We start from the raw sequence: 13,097 nt of genomic DNA, 5'->3' as shown, positions 1-13,097 counted from the left end.
TTTCTCTAGGGGTTTATTTATAGTTTGAGCTGTCATAAGGGTCTAGATTTAATTCGTTCTTATTAAAATTTATAGCCGATTCCGGCACCAACATTCCATTCGCCATCTTTTACAGCCGTTTTTGCATTATAATATAAGGGCACCTGAATGGCCAGATGATGAAAAACTGCGGTTAGGCCGAAGCCCAGATTGGGAGTAAGCAAACTATTTTTTGGTGCTCCCGGATTTACTTTATCTTCTTTGATTCTTAAACTCGGCAGCAATCCTGCTGCTATGGAATAGGGTTTCTTAACAAATTTAATATTCGGCCCCACGCAATTGATATAAGCGCTTTTATCTACATATCCGGCTACGATTATCCCATCAAATAGTGCTAATTTGGTTTGAGCTTTACCCTGAAATGAAAGCATAGCTATGGCCGGGCAGCTTAAAAAAGCCACATATTTCTTAATTTTCATTATCTATTTTTTGCTTTAAGAGTGTTTACAAATGATGATTTTGTGGTTCATCTTAGTTAACCGCGATATATACAGTTCCATCTTCAATTTTTACAGGATAAGTTTTTATGGCGCATTCATCGCCACTTAAACATTCGCCTGTTTTTAGTGAAAAGTTCATTTTATGAAAAGGGCATGCTACTTTAGGTTCGTCTGTAATGGTTCCAATCATGCCTCGGCTTAAAGCCATTTGTTTTTTGTGCGGGCATTCATTCTGCGTGGCATACCACTCGTTTCTTCTGGTAAAATAGAAGAGTGCAATTTGCTCCTCTCCATATTTTACGCACACACCTCCATTTTCCACTGCATCCTCCACACGGCATGCAGCTAACCAATTAGTTGTTGTTTCTGTCATAATCTTTAGTTTAGGGTTTGATGATTTGTTGGTTGATTATATTTGGTTAGACTTTTTTCCATTCAGGAGTTTTTTTCTGCCCACGCATCTCTACAAACTCAATCGTTGGGTCTTTATCCTCTGGTGCATTAACGAAGTGAGAAAAACGCTTTCTAATAGCTGGATTCTCCACCGCTTCTTTCCATTCACACTGGTAGGTTGAAACCAGATTTTCTATTTCTGCTTCCCATTTTTCAGCCATTCCCAGGCTATCGTTGATAACAACATTGCGTAAATATTCCATTCCGCCTTCCATTTTGTTTAACCAGGTTGCTGTTCTGGTTAATGGATCGGCTGTCCGGATGTAAAACATCAAAAAGCGATCGATATATTTTATGCAGGTTTCGCTGTCCAAATCGGCAGCCAACAATAAAGCATGTTGCGGTTTGCTTCCGCCATTTCCGCAAACGTAGAGGTTCCAGCCTTTTTCTGTCGCGATGATTCCAAAATCCTTGCTTTGGGCTTCTGCACATTCTCTAATGCAACCGCTTACGGCCGATTTAAATTTATGCGGCGCTCGGATTCCGCGGTATCTCTCTTCAATTCTAATGGCAAAACTGACACTGTCGTGTAAGCCAAACCGGCACCAGGTGCTTCCAACACAGCTTTTTACGGTACGCAGTCCTTTGCCGTAAGCATGTCCGCTTTCGAAACCAGCGGCAATCAGTTCCTCCCAAATGATTGGAAGATCATTCAGGTGAGCGCCAAACATATCGATTCTTTGTCCACCCGTTATTTTGGTGTACAGGTTGTATTTTTTAGCTACTTCGCCAATAACAATTAATTTATCAGGTGTAATTTCCCCGCCTGGAACGCGTGGTACTACCGAATATGATCCGCCTTTTTGAATGTTGGCCAGGAAACGATCGTTACTATCTTGTGCAGTGTCATTTCCTTTTTTAAGGATCATTTCATTCCAAAGGCTAGCCAATAGCGATGAAACCAATGGTTTACAAACCTCACAACCATCAGATTGACCAAATTCATTCAATACATCATCATAATTTTTTAAATTATGGATGTGAATCAGGTCGTAAAGCTCTTGTCGGCTGTAGTTAAAATGTTCGCAGATTACATTCCTTACATATTTACCTTGTGCTTTTAAGGTGTGAAGCATTAAATCTTTAACCATCGGCATGCAACCACCACAGCCTGTTCCTGCTTTGGTACATTTTTTTATGTCATCTAAAGTTTCGCAGCCCTGATCGATTATTGAACTGCAGATCCCCCCTTTTGTTACGCCCTCACAACTGCAAATTAAAGCTGCATCTGGTAAGCTTTCAATCCCTGCTCCAACTTGCTCTCCACCGCGGCTACCCAATATTAATTCTTCAGGATCTGCAGGTAACAAGATTTGGTTAACACTGGTTTGCAACAGCATATTATATGCTGTTGCGTCGCCAATTAAAATACCTCCCAAAAGGTATTGCCCGTCATTACTAATGTTTATTCTTTTATAAATTCCTTTGTGTTTATTTTCAAAAACAATGGTTCTGCAATCTGGCTCATTAATAAAAGGATCGCCGAAACTGGCTACATCAATGCCGATTAATTTAAGTTTGGTGCTCATATCAAAGCTTTTAAATGATTTCGATTGAGCACATAGATTAGAAGCCAGCACTTCAGCCATTTCGTAACCTGGAGCTATAAGTCCATAAATCATTTCTTCGAACAGGGCACATTCTCCGATGGCGAAAATGCAGGGATCATTGGTTTGCATTTCGGCATCCACTATAATTCCCCCTCTTGGTCCCACATCTATTCCACACTTTCTAGCTAACTCATCCCTGGGTTTAATCCCGGCAGAAATAACCAATATATCGGTGGCCAGTTCACTACCATCGCTAAATTTTAATCCGCCAATATTAGTTTCGCCTTCAATGCTGCTGGTGTTTTTGTTCAAGTAGATCTGAAGGCCCAAATCTGCTAACATCGATTTCAACATTTCACTTCCGGCCATGTCGATTTGTCTTGGCATCAATCGCGGTGCAAATTCAATAATGCTGGTTTCCTCAATTCCTAAATCAATTAAAGCTTTTGCGGCTTCGAGGCCTAGTAAGCCGCCACCAATTACCGAAGCTTTTTTTGCGTTTTTGGCGTAGCCGGCGATAAGATCAAGATCATCAATGGTGCGGTAAACAAAAACACCCTCTTTCTCTATGCCTTTTATATGAGGTACAAATGCAGAAGAGCCCGTGGCGAAAACCAAAAAATCGTAACGATAAACTTCGCCAGATGAGGTGGAAACTGTTTTCGCCGCTCTATCTACCTCGACAACGGGATTGTTAAGGTGTAAATCAATTTCCTGTTCTTCATACCAACTGGCCGTAGACATAGAAAGGTCTTCTGCTGTTTTACCGTTAAAATACTCACTTAAATGAACACGGTCGTAAGCCCTGCGCGGCTCTTCTCCAAAAATAATTAGTTTGAACGAATCTGATTTGGATTTGAGTTTTTCACAGAACTTATATCCAACCATTCCATTTCCGATTATAATTATCTTTAATTTATTCATGATTTAAGGTGATTTTAGTTTATTGATGATTTTAAGGGTTGGTTTTTGTAAATTTTATGTTCAAACAGTTCAATTCGGCATATAAATTTTTAATTAACTATAAAATTCTATGTACATTTTGTAATTAATATGATTTTTTATATTCAAATATAGATTTTTTTTGGTAAAAAGTTTATTAAATATGATTTTTGTCATAAAATTTTGTGATTTTTAATAATTTATCATCACTTTTATATCTTAATAATTAAATCATTAAAATAACAGACAAAAAAATGGCTGAATTTGGACTTTTTATAATGGGTGCAGGTCCTGGTGACCCAGAATTATTGACAATGAAAGCATATAATGTGCTCAAAAGGGCAGAAGTTGTGCTTTATGATAATTTAAGTAATCAAAAATTGCTCGAAATTGCGCCCAAAGGCTGCGAAATGGTGTACGTGGGTAAAAAACCTTATGAAAAATGTACGCCTCAAGAAAAAATTAACGAATTAATTGTTAAATACGCCAAACTAAAGCGAGTTGTGGTGAGGTTAAAAGGTGGCGACCCTTTTATATTCGGTAGAGGTTTTGAAGAAACTTTGTATGCTGAAGCACATGGGATCAAATCGCATTACATACCAGGAATTAGTAGCATGCAGGGCTTAGGTTTTATTGATGTGCCTTTAACCCACCGCGGAATTAGTGAGAGTGTTTGGATTATTACCGCCACAAAAAAAGATGGAAGCCTTTCTAAAGATTTGGCTTGTGCTATGAAAACCTCGGCTACCGTAGTGATTTATATGGGAATGAAAAAACTCGCTGAAATTTCTGCGGCATATAAGTTAGCCGGTTTAGGATCAACACCTGCGGCAATTATTCAGCATGCTACATTGCCTCATCAAAAACAAGGAACTTGTGAAATTAAAGATATTCAGGAAATGGCGCTGAAAGAAGGGTTATCTTATCCAGCCATTATTGTAATAGGTGATGTAGTAAAGGTTAGGGAAATTGTGTCATCACAACAATATTTTAAACAGGCAGTTGCGGTATAAATAAAAAAAAGGTCTAAGAAATTAATCCTAGACCATATTTTATGAAATAGATTGCTACTTTGCTAGGTTCTCCCCATCACGGAGGAAAAGACAATGAAGATTGTTTGGATTATTTAAATTCTCTGAAATCCTGCCCGTCTTTAATGTTCAACAAGCTTTCGTAAATTAAGCTGATCACATTATCAACATCTTCTTTGTGCACCATTTCTACTGTGGTATGCATGTAGCGTAAAGGCAAAGATATCAATGCCGAAGGAACCCCGCCGTTTGAGTAAGCAAATGCATCAGTGTCCGTTCCCGTTGAGCGTGAAGAAGCTTGACGTTGGAATGGGATTTCGTTTTTCTCAGCCGTTTTGATTAGTAATTTATTCAAATTGGTTTGGACTGCCGGAGCGTAAGAAACCACCGGACCTTTACCTGCTGATAAGTCACCTTGCGTATTCTTGTTGATCATTGGTGTGGTTGTATCGTGGGTAACATCAGTTACAATGGCCACATTTGGTTTAATGCGTTGCGCAATCATTTCTGCTCCACGTAAGCCAATTTCTTCCTGTACAGAGTTTACAATGTATAAACCGAATGGAAGTTTTTTCTTGTTTTCTTTCAACAAACGGGCAACTTCGGCAATCATGAAACCACCAACGCGGTTATCTAAAGCACGACCAACGTAATAGCGATCGTTTAATACCATGAATTCATCTTCGTAGGTGATTACGCAGCCTACATGGATGCCCAATGTTTCTACTTCTTCTTTTGTAGTGCAACCGCAATCCAGAAAAATATTTTTCAATTCTGGTGCCTGTTCTTTTTCGCCATGACGGGTATGGATAGCTGGCCAGCCGAAAACTGCTTTAACCAAGCCTTTCTCGGTATGGATATTTACGCGTTTTGATGGCGCAATTTGATGGTCAGAACCACCATTACGGATGACATAAATTAAACCATCACTGGTAATATAGTTTACATACCATGAAATTTCATCGGCATGGGCTTCTATTACCACTTTGTAAGGGGCTTTTGGGTTAATTACACCGACTGCTGTTCCGTAGTTATCTACAAAATGCTCATCAATGTATGGTTTTAAATAGTTTAGCCATAATTTCTGGCCTTCCCATTCGTAACCTGTTGGAGCAGGATTGTTAATGTATTCTTCTAAAAATTGTAACGATTTTTTGGTCACAACGGTTACATGTTTTTTCTTATCCTGCGTTTTTGGCAGGTTAGCGTCTTCTTTTTTCTTAGCCATATTTATTTATGATGTTAGATTCACAATTTCGGATTTGCGGGTAGCAGCCCCAGTCATCAATCAGATTATATTTATGATTTTAGCTTTACAAATTCGAATAGGCGAGGTGTTAAATCGTCATTCGTCAATCTACAATCTAAAATTCTTTCTCCATTACTACGAAATCATAACCATCTTTAAAAAATGTTTTTTCCGTTTCATGGAATCCAAATTTATAATAAAATTCCTTAGCATTTACCCTTGCATTGCACCAGAGCTTGCTTGCTTTCTGAATTTTACAAAAATCCAAGATATAATCCATTAATTGCGATCCATAACCAGATTTTTGTGCTTCGTTTGAAATAGCGAGTTTTCTAAATTGATAAACATCGCCATCATGAAATAATGAAACCACGCCAGTTAATTTGTGATCAGCGTATAAGCCAAAGTGAAGTCCATCAAAATCCTCATGAAGTTTGACAGATTCAAAGGGAAGTTCCGGATACATCACTTCATGACGGATACGCCAGGTTAGCGAAGGGAATATTTGTTCGATTTGTACTAATGCCATAATTAAAGTAGAAAGTTGAATCCTAGCTTTCCCCCGACATTGAAATAGGTATCTACTTTTGTTAGTGATACCAATGGACCAAGCGCTAATTCGAAATTTATTTTTCTGCCTATACAGGTTTGAAAACCCCATTGTGGCATTACGTTAATTTGATAGCCGTAAATGGTATCGCTTTCCGTTGGAATAACGCCTAAAACATCCAAGCCTAGATAACCGGCGTTGTTGTTTATTGTTTTTCTGCCCTTTTTTACTCTTTTCTCGAAGTTGTAATAATGCCTAAATCCTGCATTCAAAACTGGGTAAATCTTAAAATCGGATTTTGTATTAGTGGTGAAATTAAAATTGTTATCGAAAAATATATCTGTTTGATAGATAAAAGTTCCCTCTGCACCGCCACCAAAGTAAACTGATGTTGTTTTGCCTACTTTTTGTTCTCTTTCGAAATTAAGACCAAGTAGCGATAGCCTTATTTTATTCAAAGAAACTACTTCTATCGGTTGCGTAACCTTTTTACTATCTTGGGCTTTAGATTTAGAAATAGATAAGCTACAAATTAAAATAGCTAGTGTAAGTTTGATTGCGTTTTTAGATGTCATGTATTGAGTATTGATTTAGATAATTTTTTTCTGCCGTAGAATAGATAAATTAAAATATTGATGATGATAATTGCCGTCATGCCGTAGCAAAAAATGGCCCAGCCGCCTTGTGCCCAAAGCCATAAGCCTAAGGCCGAACCGCAACTGGCGCCAATAAAACTAACCGACATAAAAATAGTATTTAAGCGGTTTCTCGCCTCTGGTATGAGGGTGTAGATTCGGGTTTGGTTGGTCACGTGAATGGCTTGCTGACCGATATCGATGAGTACAATGCCAATCACAAAAAGGTATAAGTGGTTGCCAGTGAAGTAAAATAAGGCTACACTGATGAGTTGCAGGATAAACCCGATCATTAAGTTTTTACGAGGGTTGTTGCCATCGCTTAACTTCCCTACAAGCGGCGCAGCTAAAGCACCAGCAGCGCCGGCAATGCCAAACAAACCAATTTGCAAGGTTTGAAAATTAAACGGGGGATTGGCTAAAAACAAAACCATGGTTGTCCAGAAAGCACTAATAATAGCGAAGGCCAAAAAGTTGATAATGGAAGTTTCGCGGAGCACTGGTTGAGATTTAATATAGCTAAACATCGAGCCCATTAATTGCTTGTAACTTCCCTTAAAAGCCGGAAAGCTTTGAGGAAAGCGTTTCGCCATTAAGGCAATAAGTAACAAACAAATGCCTGCAGCAATATAATAAACCGCCCTCCAGCCAAGCCAGAAACCAATACTTCCGCTTACTGCTCGAGAGGCCAGAATACCTACCAGCAAACCGCTCATAATCATGCCAATGTTGGCGCCACGATTTTCATCGGTACTCAGGTTGGCGGCTAAAGGCAGTATTAATTGAGGTACAATGGAGCAGATGCCAATCAGCAGAGAGGCGATTTCCAATAAGAAAAAAGAATGTGAAACGGCTGCTGTTAACAGCGCCAAAATAGCCATAGCTGTTATAATCAAAATCTGCTTTTTGCGCTCAAACATATCGCCCAGCGGCACAAGTAAAAACAAACCCAAAGCGTAACCAATCTGAGTGGTGTAGGTAATTCTACCTGCATAAGTTTCGGTTAACTTAAACTCTTCTGCAATTAAAATAACTAATGGTTGGCAATAATAAATATTGGCAACAATGAGGCCGGTACAGAAGGCCATCAGGAGGATGTCTATGCGTTTTAGCATGTTAAGGAGAAGTTCGAAGTAAAAAGTTCAAAGTGTGGGGGACGAAGGTAGCTAAAGGTTAATGTTTGCTCTTTTATCTTTACTCCTCTTATAAAGGTATATTTCCATGTTTTTTACGAGGACTGTTGACCACTTTGTTTTCCAACATCTTAAAAGCTTTAATCAGTTTTATCCGGGTTTGCGAAGGCTCAATTACCTCATCAATAAAGCCACGTTCGGCGGCCCGGTAAGGGTTGGCAAAGATATCCGAATACAGTTTTTCTTTTTCCAGCCATTTCTCATTAGGGTTCTCTGCAGTAGTAATTTCCTTTTTAAAGATAATTTCTGCAGCTCCTTTTGCGCCCATTACCGCAATTTCAGCACTTGGCCAGGCGTAATTCATATCAGCGCCAATGTGCTTGCTGTTCATCACATCGTAAGCACCGCCATAAGCTTTCCTGGTAATTACGGTAATTCGCGGTACAGTAGCCTCGCTAAAAGCATAAAGCAATTTTGCGCCGTTGGTAATAATACCGTTCCATTCCTGATCGGTTCCTGGTAAAAAACCTGGAACATCTTCAAAAACCAGTAAAGGAATATTAAAACAATCGCAGAAACGAACAAAACGAGCCGCTTTTGTAGAAGAATTACTATCTAAAACGCCTGCCAGATAAGCAGGCTGATTGGCTACAATGCCAATGCTTCGTCCAGCCAAACGGGCAAAACCAACCACAATATTTTCCGCAAAGTCTTTATGAACTTCCAGAAAACTATCTTGATCAGTAACCTCTGCTATAATTTCGCGAATGTCATAAGGTTGAGAGGCATTTTGAGGCATAAAAGTATCTAACGCAGTTCTGCTTTCGTCGCTACTTTCGTAATGAAGTTGAGTAGGTATTTCCTCGCAATTTTGAGGCATATAACTTAGGAGTTGCTTAACATGGTTAATGGCTTCAATTTCATTGGTGCAGGCAAAATGTGTCACACCCGATTTTGTGGCATGCGTAGTTGCACCACCCAATTCTTCCGATGTTACCTCTTCATGCGTTACCGTCTTCACTACATTTGGCCCGGTTACAAACATGTAGGAAGTATTCTCTACCATCAAAATGAAATCGGTAATGGCAGGGGAGTACACCGCACCTCCGGCACATGGCCCCATAATAGCAGAAAGCTGCGGGATAACCCCCGAGGCCTGAACATTTTTATAAAAGATATCAGCATAACCGCCTAAAGAAACTACTCCTTCTTGAATTCGGGCACCTCCGCTGTCGTTTAAGCCAATTAAAGGTGCACCATTTTTCATGGCCAAATCCATTAACTTGCAAATTTTTTCGGCATGCGTTTCAGAAAGCGATCCTCCAAAAACAGTAAAATCTTGAGAGAACACATAGGTAAGCCTGCCGTTAATGGTTCCATAGCCAGTGACTACACCGTCTCCCAGAAATTTTTCGCGTTCCATTCCGAAATCCGTACTGCGATGGGTAACGAGCATACCAATTTCTTCAAAACTACCTTCATCCATTAAAAAGTGAATGCGTTCCCGGGCAGTAAGTTTACCTTTTTTGTGTTGGCTATCTATTCGAGCCTGACCGCCACCAAGCTTTGCCTGATTAATTTTATCTTGAAGTAATGCTATTTTCTTATCCATTGCTGATAATATGTGGATTTAAAATTAAAAATTAACAACGGTAATGCAAGCTTAATTGGAGAAGTTTGTGGGAGAGTGATCTTAACGTTTCCACTTGTAGTTAAATGTTTATAAAACGAAAACTGAGGAAACTTTTATTTCTTTGTAGTAATATAGCGCAAGCAACCAATTTTAACAGCATACATAAAGCGCTCTTTAAACCGGGCAATTTAAGTAAAGACTCATTAGCTTGATGCTTCAAAAATATTTTACTAAATTGAATATCAGAAGAATATGGGTTTTATCAGCGAATAAATTGTTGTATTACAAATATTTTACAACCCATTGTGCTTGAAAAACCAATTATCCGTTTATTTTTGCAAACAACATTAGAATAAGATTAGAACAAATGTTTTTGAGGAAATACAAATACACAATCGTTGCAGCATTTATGCTTATCTTCTCCGCGAAGATGGCTATTTCTGGTGCGCCTGTGTTTTGTTCCAGTATCGATAAAGAAATTATGAACGCAGTAATCATGCAAATCGAGTTAGAGCATGAAGGCGGTAAAGACTCCGCCAAAGACATTGCAAAATTCTCCGATTTCAAGCTTATCGAGCTAAACCATCCCATCTTTTCTTACGAGTTCTCTTCCAGTCATTTCTTTTTGAAGAGCAGTTTTATTGAGCATTTCAAGCGGTATGTAGATCCATATCACCCTGCAGTTCCAACACCGCCACCAAATTTTATCTAGTTTTTTCTTCTTGGGATAGGTTTAATATACAAACATGTTTAAGCTGCTGAGCAAATACTCAACAGGTTCAACAACACCTCTCCCCGCGATTTATTCGTTAAAATTTACTAGATAATTATATCGTTATGCAAAAGTTTAACCCGGCCTTTTCAGGTTCGGACGTGAAGAAATATTTTCTTGCCAAGAATTTAAAGAAAGATCTTCCATCGAGTATTGTTGTTTTTTTGGTGGCATTGCCACTTTGCTTAGGTATCGCACTAGCCTCAGGTGCACCGTTATTTGCCGGCCTTATTACCGGTATAATCGGAGGGATTATTGTTGCTTCTGTTAGTGGATCTCAGCTTAGCGTAAGCGGACCAGCCGCTGGTTTAACCGTAATCGTTTTTGGAGCCATCACCTCTTTGGGGCCATATCCAACATTCCTTTTAGCCGTTGTGCTCGCTGGTGTTTTCCAGTTAATTTTAGGATTAATAAAAGCAGGTACCATCGGCAATTATTTTCCTTCAAGTGTTATCGAAGGAATGCTGGCCGCTATCGGTTTAATTTTAATTTTAAAACAGCTTCCGCATGCTTTGGGTGTTGATACCGATTTCAGTGGTGATGAAGGTTTTTTTCAGCAAGATCACGAAAATACATTTTCTGCTATATCAGCAGCAATCAGTCATTTTAGTCTCGCTGCGGTTGCCATCAGTTTATTGTCCATTGCCATACTAATCATCTGGCCGAAAATAAGGCAACTGGCCATTGTACCTGCACCGTTAATTGTAGTAATAATCGGCGTAATAGGAACCATGATTTTTGCTGGTACTGCGTATCCGTTAAGGGCTGATCAGATGGTTAAAATCCCAGTGATAGATGGTTTCAACGGATTTTTAGGTTTGTTTACCATGCCCGATTTTAATCAGCTAGGCAACAAAAATGTTTACATTGTGGCATTAACGATTGCGGTGGTAGCCAGTTTGGAGACGCTGCTGAGTATAGAGGCGGTAGATAAAATTGACCCCATTAAACGTGTATCTCCAACAAACAGAGAGTTAATTGCTCAGGGAATTGGCAATATTACCAGCGGTATGGTTGGTGGTCTACCAATGACTTCCGTAATTGTGAGAAGTTCTGCAAATGTAAACTCTGGCGGCAGAACTAAAATGTCTGCAATTTTTCATGGCGTTTGGCTGCTGCTTTCATTGCTGTTTATTCCGAAAGTTATCAATATGATTCCCCTGTCATGCCTGGCGGCAATTCTATTGGTAACGGGTTATAAACTCACCAGAATCGGTTTATTTAAACACATGTACCACAAAGGATGGGACCAGTTTGTGCCTTTCGTAGTTACGGTTGTGGCCGTATTGTTTACTGATTTGCTAAAAGGTGTTGCGATAGGCATGTTGGTGTCGATCTTTTATCTGTTGCGTACAAACATGCGTAATCCTTTCTTCTACAGAATTACCAACGAAGGCGATAAAAAGAACATCAGAATTAAACTGGCAGAAGAAGTCTCTTTCTTAAATAAAGCAGCGATACAAGTAGTTTTAACGAATATTCCTCGCGAAACAAATGTAATAATTGATGGTTCAAACGCCAGATACATCGACCCGGATGTTTTGGAAACCATTTTTAATTACAAGCATAATGCCTTTACCAAGGGTATTATTGTCACATTAGAGAACGTACAGAAACATTATACTGTACCGAAATTAACCAACAAAGTAGTAGAGGATATTAATAAATAACAGCCATGTGCGCAAAAACAATAGAGACAGAGAACATCAGTTACGAAACCCTTTTGCAAGGAAACAGAGATTGGGTTAAGGATACGATTGATAATGATCCGAATTTTTTTAATAAATTATCTGAAGGTCAAAATCCACCCGTTTTGTGGATTGGTTGTTCAGACAGCCGGGTTCCGGCAAACCAGATTACAAATACTAAACCAGGCGACATTTTTGTACATAGGAACATTGCCAATGTAGTGGTACATACCGATATGAATATGCTTTCGGTACTGGATTATTCAGTAAATGTTTTAAAAGTAAAACACGTAATTGTTTGTGGTCATTACGGCTGCGGTGGGGTAAAAGCCGCCCTTGGTAATAAACAAGTAGGGATTATTGATAACTGGTTGCGAAACATTCGCGATGTATATCGTACCCACGAGCGTGAAATGGCAACCATCAAAGATTCCGATCAACGCTTTGATCGGTTAGTAGAACTGAACACCATTGAAGGAGCATCAAATATTATGAATACTTCCATTGTACAGGCTGCCTGGGCCAACGGTCAGGATTTAGCAGTTCATGCATGTGTTTACAGCCTTAAAACAGGCATCATTAAAGATATGAAAGTTACTTGTAACTGCCTCGATGATGTTGCGCCTGCGTTTAAGGTGGGTTAAAACACATCCCGATCGTATAATTAGTGTTAAAAGCCCCGTTAAAGTCGGGGCTTTATTTTTCTTCGCTATTTGGCATGTTGCCAGCTTCTCCTTTATTGCCTTTTTCCGCATCTGCACGTGCTTCTTCCGATCCAAAATCACCGCCTCCGAAATCTCTCCCCAAGTGTCCTGCATCAGATTTTACCTTGTTTTTATCGCTCTGCTCATCACTACGGTGGCGTGGCACTTGTTGTTCGGGCATATTAGATCTCTCGGCCGAATTATTAATATTTTCATCTCGTAAATTCGAGTTTTTTTCTTCCTGGTTTTCCATGATGTTTTTATTTCTCTATAGAACA

The 13,097-nt window shown here is 39.2% G+C and carries 13 protein-coding genes; 4 read left to right on the top strand and 9 right to left on the bottom strand.

Going from position 1 to position 13,097, the window contains the following annotated elements; genetic code table 11:
* Positions 1 to 62: 62 nt before the first annotated feature.
* The 3 genes from OQZ33_RS10560 to nirB are packed head-to-tail and all read right to left on the bottom strand — an operon-like array spanning position 63 to position 3,406.
* A complete protein-coding gene (locus OQZ33_RS10560) occupies positions 63 to 458 on the bottom strand; it encodes a hypothetical protein (protein ID WP_265799019.1) in 396 nt (131 codons plus the stop codon).
* A gap of 52 nt (positions 459 to 510) precedes the next feature.
* Positions 511 to 852 (bottom strand): nitrite reductase small subunit NirD, encoded by a 342-nt coding sequence (gene nirD / locus OQZ33_RS10555; RefSeq protein ID WP_265799017.1) that lies wholly within the window; start codon positions 850 to 852, stop codon positions 511 to 513.
* A 46-nt stretch (positions 853 to 898) separates the two neighbouring features.
* Positions 899 to 3,406 (bottom strand): nitrite reductase large subunit NirB, encoded by a 2,508-nt coding sequence (gene nirB, locus OQZ33_RS10550; protein WP_265799016.1) that lies wholly within the window; start codon positions 3,404 to 3,406, stop codon positions 899 to 901.
* A gap of 272 nt (positions 3,407 to 3,678) precedes the next feature.
* On the opposite strand from nirB, the gene cobA reads away from it, so the two are divergent.
* Positions 3,679 to 4,437 (top strand): uroporphyrinogen-III C-methyltransferase, encoded by a 759-nt coding sequence (gene cobA / locus OQZ33_RS10545; protein ID WP_265799015.1) that lies wholly within the window; start codon positions 3,679 to 3,681, stop codon positions 4,435 to 4,437.
* A gap of 109 nt (positions 4,438 to 4,546) precedes the next feature.
* Here cobA and OQZ33_RS10540 read toward each other — a convergent pair whose 3' ends face one another.
* From OQZ33_RS10540 to OQZ33_RS10520, 5 genes are all read right to left on the bottom strand, one after another.
* Positions 4,547 to 5,683, bottom strand: coding sequence for a M42 family metallopeptidase (locus tag OQZ33_RS10540; RefSeq protein ID WP_265799014.1), 1,137 nt, complete (start codon positions 5,681 to 5,683; stop codon positions 4,547 to 4,549).
* Positions 5,684 to 5,819: 136 nt separating this feature from the next.
* Positions 5,820 to 6,233: a GNAT family N-acetyltransferase gene (locus OQZ33_RS10535; protein ID WP_265799012.1), complete on the bottom strand. Its 414-nt coding sequence runs from the start codon at positions 6,231 to 6,233 to the stop codon at positions 5,820 to 5,822.
* 2 nt (positions 6,234 to 6,235) lie between these two features.
* Positions 6,236 to 6,829: a hypothetical protein gene (locus tag OQZ33_RS10530; protein ID WP_265799011.1), complete on the bottom strand. Its 594-nt coding sequence runs from the start codon at positions 6,827 to 6,829 to the stop codon at positions 6,236 to 6,238.
* Positions 6,826 to 8,004: an MFS transporter gene (locus tag OQZ33_RS10525; protein WP_265799009.1), complete on the bottom strand. Its 1,179-nt coding sequence runs from the start codon at positions 8,002 to 8,004 to the stop codon at positions 6,826 to 6,828. Before OQZ33_RS10525 ends, OQZ33_RS10530 begins: the two co-directional genes overlap by 4 nt.
* A gap of 88 nt (positions 8,005 to 8,092) precedes the next feature.
* Positions 8,093 to 9,634, bottom strand: coding sequence for an acyl-CoA carboxylase subunit beta (locus OQZ33_RS10520; RefSeq protein ID WP_265799008.1), 1,542 nt, complete (start codon positions 9,632 to 9,634; stop codon positions 8,093 to 8,095).
* A 430-nt stretch (positions 9,635 to 10,064) separates the two neighbouring features.
* Between OQZ33_RS10520 and OQZ33_RS10515 the strand changes: the two genes are divergently transcribed.
* From OQZ33_RS10515 to OQZ33_RS10505, 3 genes are all read left to right on the top strand, one after another.
* Positions 10,065 to 10,367 carry a hypothetical protein gene (locus OQZ33_RS10515; protein WP_265799006.1) on the top strand — a complete coding sequence of 101 codons (303 nt, stop codon included), beginning with the start codon at positions 10,065 to 10,067 and terminating at the stop codon, positions 10,365 to 10,367.
* 125 nt (positions 10,368 to 10,492) lie between these two features.
* Positions 10,493 to 12,097, top strand: a complete 1,605-nt coding sequence (locus OQZ33_RS10510; RefSeq protein WP_265799005.1) for a SulP family inorganic anion transporter — start codon at positions 10,493 to 10,495, stop codon at positions 12,095 to 12,097.
* A gap of 5 nt (positions 12,098 to 12,102) precedes the next feature.
* Positions 12,103 to 12,759 carry a carbonic anhydrase gene (locus OQZ33_RS10505; protein ID WP_265799003.1) on the top strand — a complete coding sequence of 219 codons (657 nt, stop codon included), beginning with the start codon at positions 12,103 to 12,105 and terminating at the stop codon, positions 12,757 to 12,759.
* A gap of 52 nt (positions 12,760 to 12,811) precedes the next feature.
* On the opposite strand, the gene OQZ33_RS10500 is transcribed toward OQZ33_RS10505, so the two are convergent.
* Positions 12,812 to 13,072 (bottom strand): hypothetical protein, encoded by a 261-nt coding sequence (locus OQZ33_RS10500; RefSeq protein ID WP_265799002.1) that lies wholly within the window; start codon positions 13,070 to 13,072, stop codon positions 12,812 to 12,814.
* Between the last annotated feature and the right edge of the window lie 25 nt (positions 13,073 to 13,097).

Origin of the sequence: Pedobacter sp. MC2016-05 (assembly GCF_026239735.1) — a bacterium.
Taxonomy (GTDB): domain Bacteria; phylum Bacteroidota; class Bacteroidia; order Sphingobacteriales; family Sphingobacteriaceae; genus Pedobacter.
Note: the sequence above shows the minus strand (reverse complement) of the source record. Positions and strands in the feature narration are given on the sequence as shown.